The organism is Pseudomonas sp. C2B4 (assembly GCF_013359695.1).
In the GTDB taxonomy this organism is placed as follows: Bacteria; Pseudomonadota; Gammaproteobacteria; order Pseudomonadales; family Pseudomonadaceae; genus Aquipseudomonas.
On sequence record NZ_JABFMU010000028.1, the window covers coordinates 13,908 to 33,969 of the forward strand.

Annotated in this window: 24 protein-coding genes and 1 pseudogene; 11 read left to right on the forward strand and 14 right to left on the reverse strand. The window is 61.1% G+C overall.

Features of this window, described 5'->3' with window-relative positions:
* Positions 1 to 30: 30 nt before the first annotated feature.
* From HNQ83_RS17950 to HNQ83_RS17965, 4 genes are all read right to left on the reverse strand, one after another.
* The gene (locus HNQ83_RS17950; RefSeq protein ID WP_175390174.1) at positions 31 to 1,053 is read right to left on the reverse strand and encodes a helix-turn-helix transcriptional regulator; all 1,023 of its coding nucleotides are present in this window, start codon (positions 1,051 to 1,053) and stop codon (positions 31 to 33) included.
* Between the two features lie 531 nt (positions 1,054 to 1,584).
* Positions 1,585 to 2,307, reverse strand: coding sequence for a gamma-glutamylcyclotransferase (locus HNQ83_RS17955; protein ID WP_175390175.1), 723 nt, complete (start codon positions 2,305 to 2,307; stop codon positions 1,585 to 1,587).
* Between the two features lie 82 nt (positions 2,308 to 2,389).
* Positions 2,390 to 3,235 carry a nitrilase family protein gene (locus HNQ83_RS17960; protein ID WP_175390176.1) on the reverse strand — a complete coding sequence of 282 codons (846 nt, stop codon included), beginning with the start codon at positions 3,233 to 3,235 and terminating at the stop codon, positions 2,390 to 2,392.
* Positions 3,232 to 4,731, reverse strand: a complete 1,500-nt coding sequence (locus HNQ83_RS17965) for a cytosine permease (protein ID WP_175390177.1) — start codon at positions 4,729 to 4,731, stop codon at positions 3,232 to 3,234. The genes HNQ83_RS17960 and HNQ83_RS17965 overlap by 4 nt, the downstream gene beginning before the upstream one ends.
* Positions 4,732 to 4,930: 199 nt before the next feature.
* Between HNQ83_RS17965 and HNQ83_RS17970 the strand changes: the two genes are divergently transcribed.
* Positions 4,931 to 5,833, forward strand: coding sequence for a LysR family transcriptional regulator (locus HNQ83_RS17970; RefSeq protein ID WP_175390178.1), 903 nt, complete (start codon positions 4,931 to 4,933; stop codon positions 5,831 to 5,833).
* A gap of 117 nt (positions 5,834 to 5,950) precedes the next feature.
* Here the strand turns inward: HNQ83_RS17970 and HNQ83_RS17975 are convergent, their stop codons facing one another.
* Positions 5,951 to 6,484, reverse strand: coding sequence for a cysteine hydrolase family protein (locus HNQ83_RS17975; protein ID WP_175390179.1), 534 nt, complete (start codon positions 6,482 to 6,484; stop codon positions 5,951 to 5,953).
* A gap of 68 nt (positions 6,485 to 6,552) precedes the next feature.
* Positions 6,553 to 7,135 (reverse strand): annotated as a pseudogene (locus HNQ83_RS17980) (gamma-glutamyltransferase); the annotation flags it as partial.
* 110 nt (positions 7,136 to 7,245) lie between these two features.
* On the opposite strand from HNQ83_RS17980, the gene HNQ83_RS17985 reads away from it, so the two are divergent.
* On the forward strand, positions 7,246 to 7,764 hold the full coding sequence (locus HNQ83_RS17985) for a methylated-DNA--[protein]-cysteine S-methyltransferase (protein WP_175390180.1): 519 nt from the start codon (positions 7,246 to 7,248) through the stop codon (positions 7,762 to 7,764).
* Positions 7,765 to 7,786: 22 nt separating this feature from the next.
* Here the strand turns inward: HNQ83_RS17985 and HNQ83_RS17990 are convergent, their stop codons facing one another.
* From HNQ83_RS17990 to HNQ83_RS18000, 3 genes are all read right to left on the reverse strand, one after another.
* Complete coding sequence (locus tag HNQ83_RS17990) at positions 7,787 to 8,350, reverse strand: hypothetical protein (RefSeq protein WP_175390181.1); 564 nt, start codon at positions 8,348 to 8,350, stop codon at positions 7,787 to 7,789.
* A 190-nt stretch (positions 8,351 to 8,540) separates the two neighbouring features.
* Positions 8,541 to 9,134: an NUDIX domain-containing protein gene (locus HNQ83_RS17995; RefSeq protein WP_175390182.1), complete on the reverse strand. Its 594-nt coding sequence runs from the start codon at positions 9,132 to 9,134 to the stop codon at positions 8,541 to 8,543.
* Positions 9,135 to 9,198: 64 nt separating this feature from the next.
* Positions 9,199 to 9,636, reverse strand: coding sequence for a hemerythrin domain-containing protein (locus HNQ83_RS18000; protein WP_175390183.1), 438 nt, complete (start codon positions 9,634 to 9,636; stop codon positions 9,199 to 9,201).
* Positions 9,637 to 9,781: 145 nt separating this feature from the next.
* Here HNQ83_RS18000 and HNQ83_RS18005 point away from each other — a divergent pair, with 145 nt between their 5' ends.
* Positions 9,782 to 10,207 carry a GNAT family N-acetyltransferase gene (locus tag HNQ83_RS18005; RefSeq protein WP_175390184.1) on the forward strand — a complete coding sequence of 142 codons (426 nt, stop codon included), beginning with the start codon at positions 9,782 to 9,784 and terminating at the stop codon, positions 10,205 to 10,207.
* A 120-nt stretch (positions 10,208 to 10,327) separates the two neighbouring features.
* Here the strand turns inward: HNQ83_RS18005 and HNQ83_RS18010 are convergent, their stop codons facing one another.
* The gene (locus tag HNQ83_RS18010; RefSeq protein WP_095192688.1) at positions 10,328 to 10,678 is read right to left on the reverse strand and encodes a hypothetical protein; all 351 of its coding nucleotides are present in this window, start codon (positions 10,676 to 10,678) and stop codon (positions 10,328 to 10,330) included.
* Between the two features lie 91 nt (positions 10,679 to 10,769).
* Between HNQ83_RS18010 and HNQ83_RS18015 the strand changes: the two genes are divergently transcribed.
* The 8 genes from HNQ83_RS18015 to HNQ83_RS18050 all read left to right on the forward strand — a co-directional run bounded on the left by HNQ83_RS18015 (position 10,770) and on the right by HNQ83_RS18050 (position 15,481).
* Positions 10,770 to 11,099, forward strand: coding sequence for a DUF6388 family protein (locus tag HNQ83_RS18015; RefSeq protein WP_175390185.1), 330 nt, complete (start codon positions 10,770 to 10,772; stop codon positions 11,097 to 11,099).
* 27 nt (positions 11,100 to 11,126) lie between these two features.
* Positions 11,127 to 11,831: a YoaK family protein gene (locus HNQ83_RS18020; protein ID WP_175390186.1), complete on the forward strand. Its 705-nt coding sequence runs from the start codon at positions 11,127 to 11,129 to the stop codon at positions 11,829 to 11,831.
* A 184-nt stretch (positions 11,832 to 12,015) separates the two neighbouring features.
* The gene (gene tusD, locus HNQ83_RS18025; RefSeq protein WP_175390224.1) at positions 12,016 to 12,408 is read left to right on the forward strand and encodes a sulfurtransferase complex subunit TusD; all 393 of its coding nucleotides are present in this window, start codon (positions 12,016 to 12,018) and stop codon (positions 12,406 to 12,408) included.
* Between the two features lies 1 nt (position 12,409).
* Positions 12,410 to 12,766, forward strand: coding sequence for a sulfurtransferase complex subunit TusC (tusC, locus tag HNQ83_RS18030; protein WP_175390187.1), 357 nt, complete (start codon positions 12,410 to 12,412; stop codon positions 12,764 to 12,766).
* Positions 12,766 to 13,059 carry a sulfurtransferase complex subunit TusB gene (gene tusB, locus HNQ83_RS18035; protein ID WP_175390188.1) on the forward strand — a complete coding sequence of 98 codons (294 nt, stop codon included), beginning with the start codon at positions 12,766 to 12,768 and terminating at the stop codon, positions 13,057 to 13,059. Before tusC ends, tusB begins: the two co-directional genes overlap by 1 nt.
* Entirely contained in the window at positions 13,056 to 13,391 is a 336-nt protein-coding gene (locus HNQ83_RS18040; protein WP_175390189.1) for a TusE/DsrC/DsvC family sulfur relay protein, read from the forward strand. Before tusB ends, HNQ83_RS18040 begins: the two co-directional genes overlap by 4 nt.
* Positions 13,388 to 14,389, forward strand: coding sequence for a glycosyl transferase family protein (locus HNQ83_RS18045; protein ID WP_175390190.1), 1,002 nt, complete (start codon positions 13,388 to 13,390; stop codon positions 14,387 to 14,389). The genes HNQ83_RS18040 and HNQ83_RS18045 overlap by 4 nt, the downstream gene beginning before the upstream one ends.
* Positions 14,390 to 14,479: 90 nt before the next feature.
* Complete coding sequence (locus HNQ83_RS18050; protein ID WP_175390191.1) at positions 14,480 to 15,481, forward strand: glutathione S-transferase family protein; 1,002 nt, start codon at positions 14,480 to 14,482, stop codon at positions 15,479 to 15,481.
* A 116-nt stretch (positions 15,482 to 15,597) separates the two neighbouring features.
* Here HNQ83_RS18050 and cysG read toward each other — a convergent pair whose 3' ends face one another.
* From cysG to HNQ83_RS18070, 4 genes are read right to left on the reverse strand one after another with little or no spacing between them, the layout of a single operon-like run.
* Positions 15,598 to 16,992, reverse strand: coding sequence for a siroheme synthase CysG (cysG, locus tag HNQ83_RS18055; protein WP_175390192.1), 1,395 nt, complete (start codon positions 16,990 to 16,992; stop codon positions 15,598 to 15,600).
* Entirely contained in the window at positions 16,993 to 18,273 is a 1,281-nt protein-coding gene (gene serS / locus HNQ83_RS18060; protein ID WP_175390193.1) for a serine--tRNA ligase, read from the reverse strand.
* Positions 18,274 to 18,288: 15 nt separating this feature from the next.
* Positions 18,289 to 18,663: a fluoride efflux transporter CrcB gene (gene crcB, locus HNQ83_RS18065; protein ID WP_175390194.1), complete on the reverse strand. Its 375-nt coding sequence runs from the start codon at positions 18,661 to 18,663 to the stop codon at positions 18,289 to 18,291.
* On the reverse strand, positions 18,663 to 19,985 hold the full coding sequence (locus HNQ83_RS18070; protein ID WP_175390195.1) for a replication-associated recombination protein A: 1,323 nt from the start codon (positions 19,983 to 19,985) through the stop codon (positions 18,663 to 18,665). Before HNQ83_RS18070 ends, crcB begins: the two co-directional genes overlap by 1 nt.
* Between the last annotated feature and the right edge of the window lie 77 nt (positions 19,986 to 20,062).

Sequence of the window (20,062 nt, forward strand, 5' to 3'; positions counted from 1 at the left end):
AGGGTCAGGCAATTTATTGAAGCGCGGGACTCAATCGCGGCGATGCGTTTCCAGCAACGAGTTCGGCGAACGCAGAAGCGAACCCAACTCCACCTTGCTCTTGACGCCGAGTTGCAGGTAGCAGTTACGCAGGTAGGTACGCACCGTCGCCGGGCTGAGCGTGAGGATTCTGGCGATTTCCTTGTACGAGTGACCCGCGGCAAACAGCATGGCGACGGTCCGCTCCCGGGGCGCCAGCACCGCTCCGCGGGGTTGGGTTTCCAGCGACAGGATGACGTGTTCGGCATTCGGGGTCAGGGTCAGCGCCGAGCGGCCCAGGCGCATCACGCAGGGCGCCTTGGGCAAATGTGCGATGACTTCGGCGGGCAGCGTCGAGCCATTCCAGCCGGGCAATTCCCGTTGGATGACCGCACACAGCCCGGCGCCGACGTAGAGGAGACCGCCATCGAGCCCCGCGACCGCAAAGTCAGTGGCGCCGTTGCCGGTGTCGACGCGGATCATGTCTTGCACCTGGAAGCGCCACAGTTGCAACAGGTGCTCGCAGAACGCCGAAAACAGACCGGCCTCCCGGTCGTTGAACGCCGGGGCATCGTCGCCACGGTAGAGGCACACGAAAAACATCAGGCCGCTTTCCGGCAGTTCGAAGGTGATGCACATCGGGTGGTAAAGGTCGTGGCGCCGGGCGAAGGCGTCCACATCGGCATCGGGGTCGGTGTAACCGCTGTCGCGGATGACCTCGCCGGGGCGACTCAGGGTGTCATGGGAGAATTTGTCGCTGCCGGCGCTCTGCTGCCATTCGGCGGCAAAAGACTCGGCCAGGTCGATGCGCCCGTGCATCCAGCTTTGCGGCGGTGCGCCGGCGACGGAGACGGACATCTCGCCCCACCATGCCGAGGCGAAGGGTACGAGTTGGCGAAACGCCTGCAGGCCATCGACGATGAACTCGGCAGCGCCGCGTTCCCGCGCAAGACGACCCAAGTGCAGCAGGCAGCGGTTGAATGCCTGTAGCGTGGTCATCGAGGTGTCGACGACACCCTGATTGCCCTCCTTCATCGTGCGGGTCCTGTTTGCTGCGAGGTCTGGGGGCTGAACCATGCCACGGGGATTGCGATGGCGTCCATGCTTGTTGCGGGAGCGTGGCTTGTCCGCGAAGAAACCGGCAGCCGCCCCATCTCTTGCAAAAGCACCCGAGCCCTGTGGGAGCGAGCCTGCTCGCGAAGGACGTCAACGATAACGCGCCCTGTCTGAATGATCGCGTTGTCTGGACGTTTTTCGCGAGCAGGCTCGCTCCCACAATTGAATCAGGTACACCTGCAAGAAATTGGTTGGCTGTCAGGCTGTCATCGCTGGCAAGCCAGCTCCCACAAAAGGTGGAGGACGACGGCCAAAGCCAGGTCGGCTGTCAGGCCGCCTCGCTTTGGATTTGGCTTTTGAGGTGCACGCCCCCTCGAGAGGCCGAGTGGAGCTTCTCTGTAGGAGCAAAGCTTGCTCGCGATGACGGCAGTCCAGGCGACATCGATGGCACCTGATACGCCGCTATCGCGAGCAAGCCTTGCTCCTACAGATCCGGTCTGTCCTTGAGGTCTATGGAGGCTTCGTAGCAGCCAGCACTGCTTCAATTTCCTCAGCCACCAGGCTTTCAATCCGGCTCATGTTGCGATCACGGATACCTTGCTCCCGCAGCATGGTCACGGTGCGGAACAGGTACTGCGCCGCCGAACCCCAATGCCCCGCTGCGCGGGCCAGGACTTGCGCGACCTTGTCCATCGGCAGCTTGCCAGCATAGGCCTTGCCGTCCCGGGCGGCGATGAAGGCCAGGGCGCGCAATGGTCCGGACGCGGTTTTCACCGTTATCCAGCGCGCCACGTTGGTCGGCGGGTTGGCGTCGATTTCCCGGGCCAGCAGCAGGCTTATTTGCTTGAAATGATCTTGTGCTGGCAGTCGGAAGGCCACCCCCTGGCAGCTGCCACCCCGGTCGAGGGCCAGCATCAGCGCTGGCAGCTCGCGTGTGCCGCGCCAGCGGGTCAGGGTCAGGCAGAACGAGCGATGCCAGCCATAGGCGGTGGCGCTGCGACGCTCTTCGAATTCAAACTCCGGGGCCCAGATCAACGAACCGTAGGCGAACACCCAGAGAGCCTGCGGTGTGTATTCGCGCAGCAAGGCCTCGACCATCGCATCGACCTCTGCCGGCGTGTGCTCGGCAGTGCCGGGTTCGGGCCCCGGGTCGGGCTCGAACCGTTCGACATGGGCGACCAGTTCCGCCGTCAGGTTGCGTCGGGTGGATGGCCGGTTTTTGCTTGCGTCCATATCCGCCTCTCAATATGGATCCAACTGCAATCAGTCACCCAGAAAGACTAGCAGCGCGTACCTAATTTTCCCGAGCCGAGCGTCACTGCACCGTGCTGCTCAAGCCATACAAATGGGGCCGTCGATCCCGATGCAGGTCATTGCGCTCACTGATGCGCTTGTTGCGTGCCTCCGCGAGATTCAGGGTGGCCAGCAGCATCTGCTCGCCGCCCTGCTCCGCCGGCCCGGCCAACGGATAGCCATCGGCATCGACGATCACCGAGCCCTGGACCCAACTCACTCCGCGCTCGTGGCCATAGCGGTCACAGGCCGCAATGAACAGGCGGTTGACCGAAGCGTTGGCCTGCACCCGCAACACTTCCGCCGGACGTTCGGTTTGCGGTCGCGGACCGTCGGGCCAGTTGACCGGCGCGCAGAGCAGGTCAGCGCCGGCCAGCGCCGGAAGACGCACCCATTCGGGGAACTCCAGGTCGTAGCAGATCAGCATGCCGATTCGCCCATGAGCCGTTTCGACCACTGGCGGCGCGGCATCCCCGGCGCTGAAGATCTCCTTCTCGGCGTCCCACAGGTGCGCCTTGCGGTACACCGCCCGCACGCCCTGGGCATCGATCAGCGCCGCGCTGTTGGCCAGTTGATCGTCGGCCAGGCGCTCGCAAAAGCCGCCGACGATGATCAGGTTCAGTTCCCGGGCCAGGGATTGCCAGAGGCGCAGGGTCGGGCCGTCAACGGTTTCCGACAAGGCCAGGGCTTCGTCGCGTCCGCTGAACAGGTAGCCACTCTGCACCAGTTCCGGCAGCACCACGACCTGGGCACCCTGCAGCGCCGCCGAGCGGATGGCGCGCTCGGTCAGGCTGCGGTTGTAAGCGAGGTCGCCGATTTTCGGTGCCAGTTGGCAGCAGGCGACCACGGTGTTCTTTGCAATATTCAACGCCCAACCTCCGCGGATTGATGGGTCATGGCGACGATGTCGTGCTCGGTAATCGCGTCGATGACCCGGCGCTCGGCGGCCAGATCCAGCGAACGGCTGAGGATGTAATAGGTCAGGCCCGATACTACCAACCCCACCAGCCAGGCGATGTCGACGCCTTCAAGCAGGCGCGCCAGCGGGCCGACGAACACTTCCTTGCCGGCCGCGGCATCGTAGATGTAGAAGAACGGCACCATGGCGGCAAAGCCGATCAGGTAGGCAACGATGCCGCGAAATTGCCAGGCGCCGTAGATGCCCTTCGGCGTGAAGAAATGCGGGATCGCATAACGGCCTTTACGCACGAAGAAGTAGTCCACCAGATTGACTGCGGTCCAGGGCACGAGGAAGTACAGCAGCAACACCAGGAAGGTGTTCAACAGGGCAATGCCGTCACCCTTGATCGACAGCACGCAGGTCAACAGGATAAGACTGATCACGCTGATCGACAGCACCCGGGCGCGGGGTGTCGGGGTGATTTTTTTGATCGAGTCGACACCGGTCAGCAAGGTCAGCATGGCGCTGTAAGTGTTGAGCGCGATGATCGGCAGGAAGCCTGCCACCGACACCACCACGAGCAAATTGCCCAGCCCCGGAATCATCGAAGAGCCGACCTGATTCAACGCCACCAACGCATCCGCCGCTTTCAGCTCCTGGGCCAGCCAGGCGCCAAGGCCGATCATCCAGCTGCCGGACAACGAGGCGCCGATGAACACCGCCGCGATCAGTTTCGGCCGGCTGGTGTTTTTCGGCAGGTAGCGGGAATAATCCGAAACGTAAGGCGCATAGGAAATGTTGTAGCTGGCGCCGATGGCGAACAGCGTGGCAAAGGCAATCCAGTTGAAGCCCAGGTCTGTTGCCGGGGTGACGCCTTCGGTTCCGGCGCCGAACATCAGGGCAATGGTGACCAGCGCATACAACGGCAAGGTCGCCAGCAACGCCCATTTGAAGGCCTTGTGCATCAGATCATGACCGTAGATCGACAACAGCGCGCCGATCAACACCACGATCACGGCGACGATGGTCGGGTCGACGCCGAACACATGTTCGAGGCCGTTCATGATCAGCGAGATGTTCACCACGTTGAAGCCGACGAACACAAACATGGTCGCCATCAACGCCAGGATCACGCCGCGATAACCGAACTGGGCGCGGGACTGGATCATTTGCGGCAAGCCCATCTCCGGACCTTGCGAACCGTGGAACGCCATGAAGATGGTGCCGAACATGATGCCCAGCGCGCCGGCCAGCATGGTCCACAGTGCCGACAGTCCCAGGCTCGGCCCGACGAAACCGATGGAGATGGTGAAAAAATGGAAGTTGCCGAGAAACCAGAACGGGCCCTGGCTACTGAGTTTGGCGTGGCGTTCGTTTTCCGGAATGTAGTCGATCGAGTGGCCTTCGATGGCCAACCCGCTGCCAGCCTCGGCGGCGTGCGCAGAAAGTGGGGACCCTGACATACGATGGTTCCTATGCAGTTGATTGTTTTTGTTGTGGGTACAGAGGCCGGTTCAGCATCCAGATCCGGTGAAACGCCAGAAAAAGCTGACGATGCCCCTGGTTTCCCTGCAATGTATGGCGTTGGTCATGGCGGTAAAATATCGTACATGCACTGTTCACATAGATCCGCTTCTATGTAATCGACTGTCGGGAGCCCCCATGCTGGGAACTGTAACGGAGCTGGATCTGCGCTTGATCCGGGTATTTCTCACGGTCGTCGAAGCCGGCGGGATATCGGCGGCACAAACCGCGCTCAACACCACGCAGCCGACCATCAGCGCGCAACTGGCGACCCTGGAGGCACGGGTGGGGTTTCGCCTGTGCGAACGCGGGCGCGGCGGTTTTTCGGTGACGCCCAAGGGTGGACAGTTCGTCGAGGCCGCGCGGCGGTTGCTGGCGGCGGCCGAGGGTTTTCGCGTTGAGGTCCAGCACATCAATCGCAAGGTCTCGGGCAACATCAACATCGGCCTGCTGGGGCAGATCGACCCGGTGGCGAACAAGAAAATCGGTTTGGCCATTGCACGCCTGCGGGCCCGGCACGAGGGTCTGTACTTCCACTTCACCGAGCTGTCGTCATCGCTGCTGGAAGAAAAGATCATCAACGGCCACATCGATTTGGCCATCGGTTACTTCTGGCACCGCTTGCCGAATATCGATTATTTCCCGCTGTTCCAGGAAACCCAGATTGCCTACTGCGCGCCGTCACACCCGCTGTTCGGGCAAGTGGGGGCGCTGACCCGCGAGGATGTGAGCCATTACGACTGGGTCTGGCCGAGCCACCCCTTGCCGGAGATGCCAGCGCCCACCTCGATCGAACGCCTGACGGTGCTCACCGACAGCATGGATGGCGCCGCCCTGCTGATCCTGTCCGGCCAACACCTGGGTTTTCTGCCGCAGCATTATGCGGCCCGGCATGAACAGCTCGGGCAGTTGCATCCGCTCAATCCCGAGTTGCTGCGCTATGAGGTGGGGTTCCATGCGGCGGTAAGGCATTCGGCGCGGCAGCGGGATTTGGTGAGTGCGTTTTTGAACGAGCTGATCGATATCTTCGGTTCGCCCTGAACCACACAACTCATGTGGGAGCGAGCCTGCTCGCGAAGGGGTCAGTCCATTCAATATCAATGTGACTGACCTACCGCTTTCGCGAGCAGGCTCGCTCCCACAGGTTCGGCGCTAAATTCAGAAGCGGATTTCACTGGCCGGAATCACATCGATCCGGGCTACCGAACTGCTCAAATCCGCCCAATCCCTGTTGTGTTCGGCAATGATGTCTTCGGCCGTCGTGTTGCCGTTGTCGACGGTGGAATGTGCGTCGGCGGCCAGCACCACGTCGTAGCCCAATTGATGCGCCTGGCGCAGGGTTGCATTCACGCAGTAATCGGTTTGCAGGCCACAGATGACCAGGCGTTCGACGTCCTCCACCGGCAGCAGTTGTTGCAGGTTGGTCTGATAGAACGAATCGCCGGTGGTCTTGCGTACCCGATGATCCTTGGGCGAGGTTTGCAGCCCTTCGGCCAGTTGCCAGCCCGGGGCGCCATGTTTGAACAGCTCACCCTCTTCTTCATGCTGGATGAGCACTACCGGCAGACCGGCGCTGCGAGCCCTGGCACTCAAACCATTGATGGTGTCGATGACACGCTTGATCTCATGGCACTCGTACTCGCCGGAGCACAGGGCTTGTTGAACGTCGATGATGAGCAGTGCAGTGGTCATGGTTCCTTCCTTGAGAAGTCAGTGGATCAGGGGACGAACATAAGCCCGTCCCCTTTCGAACACAACCGTCAGTAGCCCAGTGACAACCCGGTGCCGCGCCGTGGGTCGTTAGCCCCGTAGAAACGGTTCTTGCCCACCGCCTTGCCTTCCAGCGAAGGCGCCCCGACGAGGATCGCCGCCAGGTGGTTGGCATCCTGGGGACCTGCAAATTTATGGCCCCAGCTTTCAAGGATCTTCACCGTGTCGGGACTTGTGGTGAAGTTCTCCAGATTGGTTTCCTCCGGCAGCCATTGCTGGTGGAAACGTGGCGCATCGACCGCTTCCTGGATGTTCAGGCCGTAGTCGATCACGTTGAGCATGGTCTGCAAGGTGGCAGTGATGATGCGGCTGCCGCCCGGCGTACCGACCACCATCACCACTTTGCCGTCCTTGGTGACGATGGTCGGGCTCATGGACGACAGCGGGGCCTTGCCGGGGGCAATGGCGTTGGCCTCGCCCTGCACCAGGCCGTACATGTTCGGTACGCCGATTTTCGAGGTGAAGTCGTCCATTTCGTCGTTGAGGATGCCCCCCGGTCTTGCTCGCCATTACCCCTGCACCGACCCCGTCGTTGAGGGTGTAGGTCACCGACACCGCGTTGCCCCACTTGTCAGAGGGAACGCTTCAAGAGCAGTACGAAGTATGGTCAAGATTGCGTATTGCGCCTCCCCGGCGAGGCAGTATCCTTAACGCTTGTTCAACAATTCGGCGGGGCCCTCGGCATGACCTATACGTACATCACCCTGGCCTCCCCGGTCGGCGAGTTGAAACTGGTGGCGAACGGCACGCGACTGACCGCCATCCTCTGGGAAAACGACAAACCCGGCCGGGTGCGCCTGGGCCCGATGAGCGAAGCGCCAGACAACCCGATCCTGTTGCGCGCTGCCGAACAACTGCGCGAATACTTCGCCGGCACGCGCCAGCGTTTCGAACTGGAGCTGGATTTTGCCGGCACGGAATTCCAGAAGAAGGTCTGGGCCGCATTGCTGACGATTCCGTTCGGCGAGACGCGCAGCTACAGCCAGATCGCCGAACAGATCGGCACCCCCAGTGCGGTGCGGGCGGTGGGGGCGGCAAATGGCAGGAATCCGATCTCGATCATTGCGCCCTGTCATCGGGTGATTGGTGCTTCGGGCAAGCTGACGGGGTTTGCCGGGGGGCTGGAGGCGAAGGAGTTGCTGCTGACATTGGAGGGGAGCGAGTGGTCAGGCTCGAACAAGACGGGAGACTTGTGGGACTGAACCTGCCACTCGGCAAACCAGGTCACGGAAATGTGGGTTCTCCCTCTATGACGACGAACGCCTTGGGAATTTTCTTGCCGTTCTTTGTCGGAAAACCGCTATTCAAAAAGCTCTTCATGTCTTCGATAACGGCGATGACGCGTCGGCGGCTATGAGCAAAACCGATCATTTCCTCCGCATCGGGTAAAGAGGTGCAAAGATTGATGCAGCCGATAGAGGCAAGAAAACCGATACCCGGATGAATCAGAATTTCCTCGCGAGGGTCTGTTTCCTTCAGTTCAATTCCCGGCTTGGGCCTGGCGCTGGAGCTTTCGGATTCTTTATAGCCGAACGTCACATATTTCGCGCCGTCCTGAGTTGCCAAGGGATACCGTCCGGCCTCCACTCTTCGATTGTTTCCGGGCTGTGAGTTATCGCCAGGACCACGGGTTTCGGCAACCATCCCCGAAAGATCAAGTCCTGTCTGTTTTTGCCCGTCGTGGAAAACCTGATAGGTGCCCACTGTTCTGCGCTTGCCATCGCTGGATCGACGCTGCTCGGACTGCCTGACGATGTGCATCTCCCAACCTGTTCCTGTAATAGGCATGTCATTACCCTCCTGTCATGGACCCTTTAATCTGAAAACCGGGTGACTGAGGTGGCAGACAGGTGACAGCACTACAGGTGTTAAACCATTCACTTTCAATGAACCGAATAGTTCATTCTTGCCACGCATAAGGCATAGCAATGAATATCGGTATCTTCCACTCATTGGCGACGACTGGAGCGGGTGCCCGTCACGCCGCAGCGAAAATCCCTTTCATGGCGGCAAACTGCAACAGCATGATCGTCTTTGCGTCACAGATTTCTCCGCGTTCAAACGCTTCCAGCGCTTTTTCGAACGGCCATTCCAACACTTCCAGTTCCTCGGTTTCCTCTTCCAGCCCGCCGCCCTCACTGACCTTCGATGCGGCATCGTATTCAGCGATGAAGAAGTGCAGTTTTTCGGTGACCGAACCCGGGCTCATGTAAGCCTCGAACACTTTCTGGACATGGTGCACGCGGTAACCGGTTTCCTCCTCCGCTTCAGCGCGGATGCGCTCTTCAGGCGCGGCACCTTCGAGCAGCCCCGCCGCCACTTCGATCAGCAAGCCGTCGTGGCCGTTGACGAACACCGGCAGGCGGAATTGCCGGGTCAGCACCACGGTTTTCCTTTCGCGGTTGTACAGGAGAATCGCCGCGCCGTTGCCTCGGTCGTAGACCTCCCGGGTCTGACGCTGCCAGTGGCCATTATTGCGCTGGTAATCGAAGGTGATTTTTTTCAGCAGGTACCAGTCGTGGGACAACACCTGGGATTCGAGGATGTTGACCCGCTCGGCTGTGTTGGACATGAAAACGCATCCTGTTTTTTCAGTGGATCTACATGTTAGGTGAAAACGCCCGGCGCTTGCCTCCTCAAGCGAGCTGCGCCTTGTATTCCTTCACATACTGATTCGCCAGCGTCTCTTTCTGCCTGTCGTCGAGCAACTTGCCGGCCATCTGGAAGAACTTCTGCTCTTCCTCCTCGAGGTGGTGGTGAACCTTCTCGGACAGTTTCCTGGCCGTCACCAGCCAGGCCGGGCTGGACATCTCGGTCTCGTCCAGCGCCTCCATCATTTCATCCATTTCGTGATGCTCGGCGATGGCATGGCGGCTGAGGTCGACGCCGTTGTCGAACGCCATCAACGGGATGTAGAAATGCCGTTCTTCGGCGGTGGCATGGGCCTGGAGTTCGGACTTGAGCTGCTTATAGGCCTCGACGCGCTCAGGGGTGTCACCGCTGGTCTTGATCAGTGCTTTGGCATAGGTACGTTGGCGTTCGTGGCTTTCGCGCAAGGCTTCAAAAATGTTCACGGAGTGTCCTCGGGGCAGCGTTCTGGAGTGACGCTTCTTGAGGCTAGACATCTGTGCGCAGGCGACGGTTCCACTTCTGCCCAGGGGATGGATCAATCGCCATGACCACGATAGGCTGCCGTCTCACCGCCATAAGGACATCGCCATGACCCTGAGAATCGAGTTCTCGCCAACACCCACGGAAGAAGAGCGCCAGGCCATCCTGCTGCCGCTACGCGCGTACAACGCGTCGAAGGCGGACGGCGCCATACCCGAGCACCTTGCCTTGCTGATACGCGACGATAACGGCGAGATCCTCGGCGGTCTCTACGCCCGATTGTTTTATCAGTGGCTGTTCATCGACCTGCTGTCGGTACCGGAACAGGCACGGGGACAAGGCATGGGCACGAAGCTGATGCAGATGGCCGAAGACCTGGCGCGGGAGAGGAAATGCATCGGGTTGTGGCTCGATACGTTTGAGTTCCAGGCACCGGAGTTCTACCGGAAATGCGGTTATAGCGAGATCGGGCACATCGCCGATTACCCGCCGGGTTTCAAGCACTTCTTTTTTCAGAAGCGGCTGAATTATTAATCAAAACACTGTGGGAGCGGGCTTGCCCGCGAAGGCGGACTATCAGCCAACATTGATGTCGACTGAACCGACGCATTCGCGAGCAGGCTCGCTCCCACAGGGGTAGCTCAAGCCTTTAGATCACAGGCACGTCGCCAACGCCGCCAACCGGCGCTTGGCGACAAAGTCGTCCTGTTGCGCGTAGTAGCTCAGCACGGTGCCCGACGCATCGGTGGTCACGTCCACGAAAGACTCCGCCGAACGCGTGTACACGGTCGTGCCGCCCTTCTCGCCAGGTTGCAGATAGCCACTGGCATCGACACCGAACACCGCTTCGTCCTGCCAGGAAAACTGCACGCACTGGGCCACGACTTTTTCCGGCTTGTCCGAGTTGAGGGTCTTGTACGGGGGTTTGCTGCGGGCGTCGCTCATCACCGAGCCCGCGCAACCGGCCAGCATTGTCACGGCCAGCGCCACCATCAGAATTCGCATTGCAATCGCTCATCAGGAAAAAGCGGACTGTATCACTGTGGCAGCGCGTATCGTTCTGCTTTACTGCAATACATCCAGCGAAGGAGCGACCATGGCAGCACCTGAACAACATCATGAACTCGCGTTGAAGCGGTTCCTCGATGAACGCCCCGAACTGCGCACCGAACTCGACAACCTGAATCCCTTGCTCGCCCAGGCCAAGGGCGAAACCCTCGAGCAGTTTCGCGACGAGCGTTTGCACGAAGCCTTCGAGGCCGAAGCCGAGGGCCTGGGCCTGTTTGCCTGGGAGCTGACCCTGAAGTTGACGGCCGCGACGCCCGAGGACTATGAGACCCAGCGCCTCGAAGTGCACCGGGAAGTGGCCGAAATGGCGGGGATGGACTGGCTGGAGTATTGCGAGTTATATGGACTGAATCCGTAACGTCACCGCCAAAGGATGCTTCCATCGATGCTGCCTTCGTCCTCCAGTAGCCACGCCAGTTCAGGTCATTTGCACACGCAGAAATGGCGCGGGCGCATTGGCTTGAGCCTGGTGGCGATGCTCTCGGTGCTGGCCGGCATGACCGACGCCATTGGCTTCATGGCCAGTGGTGATTTCGTTTCGTTCATGAGCGGTAATACGACCCGGATGGCCGTCGCGATCAGTGTCGGCGACCTGACGTTAACCCTGCGCCTGGTGATCCTCGTGGCTACGTTTATCCTCGGAAACGCGCTGGGGATTATCGTCAGCCGACTCGCCGGCCGCCGGGCGCTGCCCTTGCTGCTGTGCATCGCCGCCCTGCTGTGCGCCGCGGCGGCCTGGCCCTTCGAATCACAGCTGCCGGCCTTGCTGGCGGCAATCATCGCCATGGGCATGCTCAATGCCGCCGTTGAAGAAGTGAATGGCCTGCCCGTCGGCCTGACCTACGTCACCGGCGCCTTGTCGCGCTTTGGTCGTGGCCTGGGTCGCTGGATGCTCGGCGAACGACGCAACGGCTGGCGCGTACAACTGATTCCCTGGGCCGGCATGTTTGGCGGCGCGATACTCGGTGCCGTGCTGGAACATCACCTGGGGCTCAAGGCGCTGTATGCCAGCGGTGCGCTCGCTGCCGCGTTGGGGCTGTTGTCGCTGAAGATCCCGCGGCGCTGGCAGTTGGGTTACATGCCCCGCTAGATCCAACATTTGCATTGCCCGGTATTCCGCTTTCGCGAGCAGGCTCGCTCCCACATCTGAAATGCATTCCAATGTGGGAGCGAGCCTGCTCGCGAAGGGGCCGACCCGGTTTCCGTATAAACCCACTTAGCCGCCCCGCCGATAAAGCTTTATCATGGCCGCAGTTTCACTGATCGAGTCCGTCATGAAGTTCGCCATTGCCGTGTTTTCCGCCGCCCATGCGCCCTCCTCGCGCCGCGCCTTGCTGTTCGCCCAGGCCGCGCTGGCCGGCGGGCATGAGATCGTCCGGCTGTTTTTCTATCAGGATGGCGTCTACAACGCCTCCACCAGCGTTGTCACGCCCCAGGACGAGTTGGACTTGCCCAGGCAATGGCGCGCCTTCGTCAGCGAGCAGCAACTGGACGGCGTGGTCTGCATCGCCGCTGCCCTGCGCCGTGGTGTGTTGAACGAAGAAGAAGCCAAGCGTTATCAACGCGAGGCGGTCGCCGTCGGCACGCCGTGGGAACTGTCCGGCCTCGGTCAGCTGCATGACGCGGTGCAGGACGCCGACCGACTGATCTGCTTCGGAGGCGCGTGAGATGGCTAAATCCCTGTTGATCATCAGTCGTCAGGCACCGTGGTCCGGACCGGGTGCGCGGGAAGCACTGGACATCGTATTAGCCGGCGGCGCTTTCGATCTGCCGATCGGCCTGCTGTTTCTCGATGACGGTGTGTTCCAGCTGGCGACGAACCAGGACGCCAAGGCCTTGCAACAGAAAGACCTGAGCGCCAACCTGCAGGCCTTGCCGATATTTGGTGTCGACGAATTGTTCTTCTGCGCCGACAGCGCCAGCGACCGTGGCCTCAGTGTCGTGTCGCTGGCCGAAGCCCAGGCACTGGCCGCCGATGAAATCACCGCTCTCATTGACCGTTACGACCAGGTGATCACTCTCTGATGTCGACTTTGCATGTGTTGTCCCATTCCCCGTTCGGCGACGATCGCCTGAACAGTTGCCTGCGCCTGATCGGCGCCGACGATGCGCTGCTGCTGTGCGGTGACGCAGCCTACGCCTTGCAGCCGGGCACTGCGCCGTTCGCTGCGCTCAAGGCACGCGGACTGAAACTTTATGTCCTGGCCGAAGATGCCCAGGCCCGGTCCATCGCGATCCCGGACTGGGCCGAAGCCGTCGATTACCCGGCCTTCGTCGAGCTGTCGATCCATCACGACAAGGTCAACACCTGGCTATGAATTCCCTGACAGTCGGCGCCCGCGCCATCGAGTTGGACAAGGACGGTTTTCTGGTCGAGTTGAGTGACTGGTCCACCGACGTCGCCAGCGCCCTGGCGGCGGCCGAAGACATCGAGTTGAGCCCGGAACACTGGGAAATCCTCGACTTGCTGCGCAGCTTCTATGCCGAATTCCAGTTGTCGCCGGCCACCCGGCCGCTGATCAAATACACCGCATTGAAACTCGGCCCGGCCAAGGGCAACAGCCTGCACCTGAACCGATTGTTCAAAGGCACCCCCGCCAAACTCGCCGCGAAACTGGCGGGCCTGCCCAAACCGACGAATTGCTTATGACCGATTACCCGGCGTTGACCCTCGAAACACCCGCTGAACACCCGTTCGCCCAGTTCGTGCGCATCCTCGGCAAAGGCAAGCGCGGCGCCCGCGACCTGACCCGCGAAGAAGCGCGCCAGGCCATGGGCATGGTGTTGGATGAACAAGTCGAGGAAACCCAGCTCGGTGCTTTCCTGATGCTATTGCGGCACAAGGAAGAAAGCGCTGAAGAAATGGCCGGGTTCACCGAGGCGCTGCGTGAACGCTTGCAGGCACCGGCATTGAATGTCGACCTGGATTGGCCGACCTACGCTGGCAAGAAGCGGCATCTGCCGTGGTATCTGCTGGCAGCCAAGTGCCTGGCGCAGAACGGCGTGCGGATTTTCATGCATGGCGGCGGCGCGCACACCGCGGGTCGCCTATACAGCGAGCAATTGCTGGAGGCGCTGCAGATCCCGCTGTGTCGCAACTGGCAGCAGGTCGGTGCGGCACTGGACAACGGCGGCCTGGCCTTCATGCCGCTAGTGGACTGGGCGCCACAACTGCAACGCATGATCGACCTGCGCAACACCCTGGGCCTGCGTTCGCCGATCCACTCCCTGGCGCGGATTCTCAATCCGCTGGGTGCCCGTTGCGGCCTGCAAAGCATTTTTCACCCCGGCTACCAGGCTGTGCATCGCGATGCCAGCGGCCTGCTCGGCGACACGGCGATCGTGGTCAAGGGCGATGGCGGCGAGATCGAGATCAACCCGGACACCGACAGTCATCTGTACGGCACCACCGGTGGTGAAAGCTGGGACGAAGAATGGCCGCAGTTGTCGAGTCAGCGCCACGTCAAACCGGCCAGTCTCGAGCCTGAGCACTTGAAGGCCGTATGGCGCGGCGAGGTGGTCGACAGCTATCCGCAAATGGCCCTTGTCTCGACCATGGCCCTGGCCTTGCGCGGCCTCGGCCAGCCCCGTGAGCAGGCCTTCGAAACAGCCCAACGCTACTGGGACGCGCGAGACAAATCGATTTAGTCGATAGTTATTCTTCAACCTTTGCGCTTTTTTATCGAACCCATCGGACTAGACTCTTCTCCAACGCTTACTGGTTGAGGAGTCTTGGACATGGGTTTGCTCGTTGAAGGTCGCTGGCAGGACAAGTGGTACGAAAGCAGCAAGGACGGCGCGTTCCAGCGCGAACAGGCACAGCGACGGCACTGGGTCACCGCCGACGGACAACCCGGCCCGAGCGGTATCGGGGGCTTTGCTGCCGAGGCGGGTCGCTATCACCTCTATGTGTCCCTCGCCTGTCCGTGGGCTCATCGCACGCTGATCCTGCGCAAGCTCAAGGGCCTCGAAAGCCTGATCGATGTGTCGGTGGTCAGTTACCTGATGCTGGAAAACGGCTGGACGTTCGACAAGTCCCACGGCTCCACCGGCGACAAACTCGAGCACCTGGACTTCATGCACCAGCGCTACACCGCCGATGCCGCCGACTACACCGGTCGTGTCACCGTGCCAGTGCTCTGGGACACGCAGAAGAAGCACATCGTCAACAATGAATCGGCGGAAATCATCCGCATGTTCAACAGCGCCTTCGATGAGTTGACCGGCAACGATCTGGATTTCTATCCGGCACCGCTGCGCAGCGAAATCGACGCGCTGAACGAACGGATTTATCCAGCGGTGAACAATGGCGTGTACCGCGCCGGTTTTGCCACCTCACAGCAGGCCTATGAAGAGGCATTCGACGGGTTGTTTGTCGAACTGGATCGACTTGAACAGCTGCTAGGCGCGAACCGTTACCTGACCGGCGAATACCTGACCGAAGCGGACATTCGCCTGTTCACCACGCTGATCCGTTTCGATGCGGTGTATCACGGCCACTTCAAGTGCAACCTGAAGCGAATTGCCGATTATCCGAACCTGTCGAACTGGCTGCGAGAAATTTATCAGTGGCCGGGGATTGCCGAGACCGTGGATTTCACCCACATCAAGAACCACTACTACGGCAGTCACAAGACCATCAACCCAACGGGTGTCGTGCCGAAAGGACCCGCACAGGACTTCACCGCAGCCCATGATCGGGCGCGGTTGAGCGGGAAAGGGGTTTGGCGCAGGGCCTGAGATTTGTGCAGCCTTTGAAGGACTCTTCGCGAGCAGGCTCGCTCCCACAGGGGATTTGTGAACGACACAAATTCATTGTGGGAGCGAGCCTGCTCGCGAAGGGAGCGACTCGGTCTCTAGACCTGCCCCTGAGCCCCTTCAAACCACGCCAGTTTCTCGCGCAGCTGCACCACCTCACCCACGATCACCAGCGTCGGCGCATGCACTTCATGCTCCGCCACCAGCCGTGGCAGGTCGGCCAGGGTGCCGGTAAACACCCGCTGATTGACCGTGGTGCCCTGCTGGATCAACGCCGCCGGGGTATCCGCGCCGCGACCATGCTTGATCAGCTGTTCGCAGATGATCGGCAAGCCCACCAGCCCCATGTAGAACACCAGGGTTTGCGCCGGCGCGACCAGGTCGGCCCACGGCAGATCGGTGGAACCGTCCTTGAGGTGACCGGTGACAAAGCGCACCGACTGCGCGTAATCGCGGTGGGTCAGCGGGATCCCGGCATAGGCCGCACAACCGCTGGCCGCGGTGATACCCGGTACCACCTGGAACGGGATGCCATGGGCCGCCAGCTCCTCGATCTCTTCGCCGCCACGACCGAAAATGAACGGATCGCCCCCCTTCAACCGCACCACACGCTTGCCTTGCTTGGCCAGGTCCACCAGTTGCTGGTTGATCTGATCCTGCGGCACGGCGTGATCGGCGCGACGCTTGCCGACATACACCCGCTCGGCATCACGACGGCACAACTCGAGAATGGCCGGCGCCACCAAGCGGTCATAGAGCACCACGTCGGCTTGTTGCATCAGGCGCAAGGCGCGGAAGGTCAGCAGGTCCGGATCACCGGGACCGGCGCCCACCAGATACACCTCACCGGTCGCGACCGGTGCTTCGCCATCCACTTTTGCTTGCAGCAGACGCTCGGCTTCGGCGCCCTGCCCGGCCAATTGCCGATCGGCGATCGGCCCCTGGAAAACGTCTTCCCAGAACGCACGACGTTGCTGCACATCCGGGAACAGGTTTTTCACCTGGTTGCGGAAACGCGCCGCCAGCCCGGCCAGTTGACCGTAGGTGGAAGGAATCCAGGTTTCGATCTTGGCGCGGATCAAGCGCGCCAGCACCGGCGCGTCGCCGCCGCTGGACACGGCGATGATCAAGGGCGAGCGGTCGACGATGGCCGGGAAAATCACGCTGCACAGGGCGGGCGCGTCGACCACGTTGACCGGCACACAACGCCGATGGGCATCGGCGGACACTTGTGCGTTCAGCGACTCGTCATCGGTGGCGGCAATGATCAGCCCGCAACCGTCCAGATCCGCTTCGACATAGCCACGCAACACGCACTCGCCACCGCTGGCGGCAACCAGTTCGCGCAATTGCGGTTCGATTTCAGGTGCGACCACCCGCAGCAGCGCACCGGCATCGGCCAGCAGGCGGGATTTGCGCAAGGCAATTTCCCCCCCACCGACGACCAACACACGACTGCCGCGCAGGTTATGGAACAGCGGCAGATATTTCATTTAGCCGATGACCTCGAGGCCACCCATGTACGGCTTCAATACCTCTGGTACACGGATCGAACCGTCGGCCTGCTGGTAGTTTTCCAGCACCGCCACCAGGGTACGACCGACCGCCAGGCCGGAACCGTTCAAGGTGTGGACCAGTTCCGGCTTGCCGGTTTCCGGGTTGCGGAAACGCGCCTGCATGCGGCGGGCCTGGAAGTCGCCGCAGTTGGAGCACGACGAAATTTCACGGTACTTGTCCTGGCTCGGAATCCACACTTCCAGGTCGTAAGTCTTGACGGCGCTGAAGCCCATGTCGCCAGTGCACAGCGCGATGGTGCGGTATGGCAGTTCCAGCAGTTGCAGGACTTTCTCGGCGTTGGCGGTCAGGCCTTCCAGCGCTTCCATCGAAGTCGACGGGTCGACGATCTGCACCATCTCGACCTTGTCGAACTGGTGCTGGCGAATCATGCCGCGGGTATCGCGACCCGACGCACCAGCCTCACTGCGGAAGCACGGGGTATGAGCGACGAACTTGATCGGCAGCAGTTTGGAATCGACGATTTCGCCGGCGACGATGTTGGTCAGCGACACTTCAGCAGTCGGGATCAGATAGAAATCGGCTTCACCTTCACGAGCAATCTTGAACAGATCCTCTTCGAACTTCGGCAGCTGGCCGGTGCCTTGCAGCGCCGGGGCCTGGACCAGATAAGGCGTGTAGGCCTCTTCATAGCCGTGCTCGGTGACGTGCAGATTGATCATGAACTGCGCCAGGGCGCGGTGCAGACGGGCGATCGGACCGCGCAGCAGCGCGAAACGCGCACCGGACAGCTTGGCGGCGGTTTCGAAGTCCAGCCAGCCGAACTTCTCGCCCAGGGCGACGTGGTCCTGAACCGGGAAATCAAAGGCGGTCGGCGTGCCCCAACGGCGCACTTCGACGTTGCCGTCTTCGTCGTCGCCAATCGGCACCGATTCGTGCGGCAGGTTGGGAATGCCCAGCAGGATCGAGTCCAGCTCGGTCTGGATCGCGTCCAGTTCGGTTTTGCCGGTCGCCAATTCGCCGGCCATGCGCTCGACGTCCGCCATCAACGGTGCAATGTCTTCGCCGCGCTGCTTGGCCTGACCGATGGATTTGGAACGCGCATTTCGTTCAGCCTGCAGTGCTTCGGTGCGGGTCTGGACGGTCTTGCGCTGTTCTTCCAGCGCTTCGATGCGCGCAACATCCAGGGCAAAGCCACGGGATGCCAGGCGGTCCGCTACGTCCTGAAGGTTGCTACGTAACAGTTTGGAATCGAGCATGTCGGTCTCTCGTTATCAAAGTTTGGTCAAGGACAGGCCAGCCCAGGTGGCGAGCAGCCCGCCGAATACGCTGATGGCCAGATAACCGAAGGCTATCGGCGCCTGCCCGCTTTCCAGCAGGCGCAGCGTATCCAGTGAAAAAGATGAAAAGGTCGTCAGACCCCCTACAAAACCCACAATCAGGCCGGCGCGAATTTCGATCGGTATTTCCGGGCGCGTCAGAAACAGCCCGTACAGCACGCCGATGATCAGACAGCCCACCAGATTGACAGCCAGAGTAGCCGTATAAAAATGCCGGGGCCAATTGGCGCTGACCCAGTTGCCGGTGGCGAAACGCAGTAATGTACCAGCGATGCCAGCTACGGACACCGCAAGAATCGTCTGAATCACTATTTTCTCCGCTGCCGGGGGCTTAAACGATCGAGTTGCGCCAGGTGATTGAGTTTTTCGCCGATCTTCAGCTCCAGGCCACGGGGCACCGGTTGATAGAACGGAATGGGGTCAAGTTCTTCCGGGAAGTAGTCTTCACCGGCGGCATAGGCGTCGGGCTCGTCGTGGGCGTAACGGTATTCGTCGCCGTAACCCAGTTGCTTCATCAGCTTGGTCGGCGCGTTGCGCAGGTGCAGCGGTACTTCCAGCGAGCCATGTTCGGCGGCAGCGCGCAGGGCCGTCTTGAAGCCCATATACACGGCGTTGCTTTTCGGCGCGCAGGCCAGATAGGTGATGGCTTGGGCCACCGCCAGCTCGCCTTCGGGACTGCCGAGGCGCTCCTGCACTTCCCACGCCGCCAGGCACAGGCTCAGTGCACGGGGATCGGCATTGCCGATGTCTTCGCTGGCCATGCGCACCACGCGTCGGGCCAGGTACAGCGGGTCGCAGCCGCCGTCGATCATGCGCGCGAACCAGTACAGCGCACCGTCGGGGTTGGAGCCGCGCACCGATTTGTGCAGCGCGGAAATCTGGTCGTAGAAGGCTTCGCCACCCTTGTCGAAACGCCGTCGGGTATCGCCCAGCAGGCTTTGCAACAGATCGACGCCGATTTCGCTGTTGTCTTCGGCCAGGTCCGAGGCGTTTTCCAGCAGATTGAGCAGACGCCGACCGTCGCCATCGGCGGCCGACAGCAGCATCTGGAAGCCTTCGTCGCTTAGGGTCAGGTTGCGCTTGCCCAGGCCACGCTCTTCGGTCAGCGCGCGATGCACCAGCTTGCGCAGTGCCGCCTCGTCGAGGCTTTTGAGCACGTAAACCCGGGCACGGGACAACAAGGCGTTGTTGAGTTCGAAGGACGGGTTCTCGGTGGTCGCACCGATGAAAATCAGCGTGCCGTCTTCGACGTAGGGCAGGAAGGCATCCTGTTGGGACTTGTTGAAACGGTGCACTTCGTCGACAAACAAAATCGTGCGCCGGCCGTACTGCGCGGCCTGCTGTTTTGCAATCTCCACCGCCTGGCGGATTTCCTTGACCCCCGCCAGCACGGCCGACACCGTTTCGAAGTGCGCGTCGGACACTTCCGCCAGCAACTTCGCCAGCGTCGTCTTGCCCACCCCCGGCGGCCCCCAGAAAATCATCGAATGCAGGGCACCCTGCTCCAGGGCTTCGCGCAAAGGCTTGCCACGAGCGAGCACGTGTTCCTGACCGACGTACTCATCCAGATTGGCCGCGCGCAAACGGGCGGCCAGGGGCTGGGAGATCGGGGCGCTGCGAAACAGGTCCATCACAACTTATGAAACCTCACTGGTCCTGATGTGTATCAGATCCCTGTGGGAGCGGGCTTGCTCGCGAAAGCGGTGTA

What these genes read in the sequence shown, in the direction of transcription:
- HNQ83_RS17965 (WP_175390177.1), bottom strand. Translation starts at nt 4,731, where the DNA reads ATGTCAGGGTCCCCACTTTCTGCGCACGCCGCCGAGGCTGGCAGCGGG.
- HNQ83_RS18040 (WP_175390189.1), top strand. Translation starts at nt 13,056, where the DNA reads ATGAATTCCCTGACAGTCGGCGCCCGCGCCATCGAGTTGGACAAGGAC.
- HNQ83_RS18015 (WP_175390185.1), top strand. Translation starts at nt 10,770, where the DNA reads ATGGCAGCACCTGAACAACATCATGAACTCGCGTTGAAGCGGTTCCTC.
- HNQ83_RS18010 (WP_095192688.1), bottom strand. Translation starts at nt 10,678, where the DNA reads ATGCGAATTCTGATGGTGGCGCTGGCCGTGACAATGCTGGCCGGTTGC.
- cysG (WP_175390192.1), bottom strand. Translation starts at nt 16,992, where the DNA reads ATGAAATATCTGCCGCTGTTCCATAACCTGCGCGGCAGTCGTGTGTTG.
- serS (WP_175390193.1), bottom strand. Translation starts at nt 18,273, where the DNA reads ATGCTCGATTCCAAACTGTTACGTAGCAACCTTCAGGACGTAGCGGAC.
- HNQ83_RS17970 (WP_175390178.1), top strand. Translation starts at nt 4,931, where the DNA reads ATGCTGGGAACTGTAACGGAGCTGGATCTGCGCTTGATCCGGGTATTT.
- HNQ83_RS17950 (WP_175390174.1), bottom strand. Translation starts at nt 1,053, where the DNA reads ATGAAGGAGGGCAATCAGGGTGTCGTCGACACCTCGATGACCACGCTA.
- HNQ83_RS18045 (WP_175390190.1), top strand. Translation starts at nt 13,388, where the DNA reads ATGACCGATTACCCGGCGTTGACCCTCGAAACACCCGCTGAACACCCG.
- tusC (WP_175390187.1), top strand. Translation starts at nt 12,410, where the DNA reads ATGGCTAAATCCCTGTTGATCATCAGTCGTCAGGCACCGTGGTCCGGA.
- HNQ83_RS18070 (WP_175390195.1), bottom strand. Translation starts at nt 19,985, where the DNA reads ATGGACCTGTTTCGCAGCGCCCCGATCTCCCAGCCCCTGGCCGCCCGT.
- tusD (WP_175390224.1), top strand. Translation starts at nt 12,016, where the DNA reads ATGAAGTTCGCCATTGCCGTGTTTTCCGCCGCCCATGCGCCCTCCTCG.
- HNQ83_RS18020 (WP_175390186.1), top strand. Translation starts at nt 11,127, where the DNA reads ATGCTGCCTTCGTCCTCCAGTAGCCACGCCAGTTCAGGTCATTTGCAC.
- HNQ83_RS17990 (WP_175390181.1), bottom strand. Translation starts at nt 8,350, where the DNA reads ATGCCTATTACAGGAACAGGTTGGGAGATGCACATCGTCAGGCAGTCC.
- HNQ83_RS18005 (WP_175390184.1), top strand. Translation starts at nt 9,782, where the DNA reads ATGACCCTGAGAATCGAGTTCTCGCCAACACCCACGGAAGAAGAGCGC.
- HNQ83_RS17995 (WP_175390182.1), bottom strand. Translation starts at nt 9,134, where the DNA reads ATGTCCAACACAGCCGAGCGGGTCAACATCCTCGAATCCCAGGTGTTG.
- HNQ83_RS17985 (WP_175390180.1), top strand. Translation starts at nt 7,246, where the DNA reads ATGACCTATACGTACATCACCCTGGCCTCCCCGGTCGGCGAGTTGAAA.
- HNQ83_RS18050 (WP_175390191.1), top strand. Translation starts at nt 14,480, where the DNA reads ATGGGTTTGCTCGTTGAAGGTCGCTGGCAGGACAAGTGGTACGAAAGC.
- HNQ83_RS17975 (WP_175390179.1), bottom strand. Translation starts at nt 6,484, where the DNA reads ATGACCACTGCACTGCTCATCATCGACGTTCAACAAGCCCTGTGCTCC.
- HNQ83_RS17955 (WP_175390175.1), bottom strand. Translation starts at nt 2,307, where the DNA reads ATGGACGCAAGCAAAAACCGGCCATCCACCCGACGCAACCTGACGGCG.
- tusB (WP_175390188.1), top strand. Translation starts at nt 12,766, where the DNA reads ATGTCGACTTTGCATGTGTTGTCCCATTCCCCGTTCGGCGACGATCGC.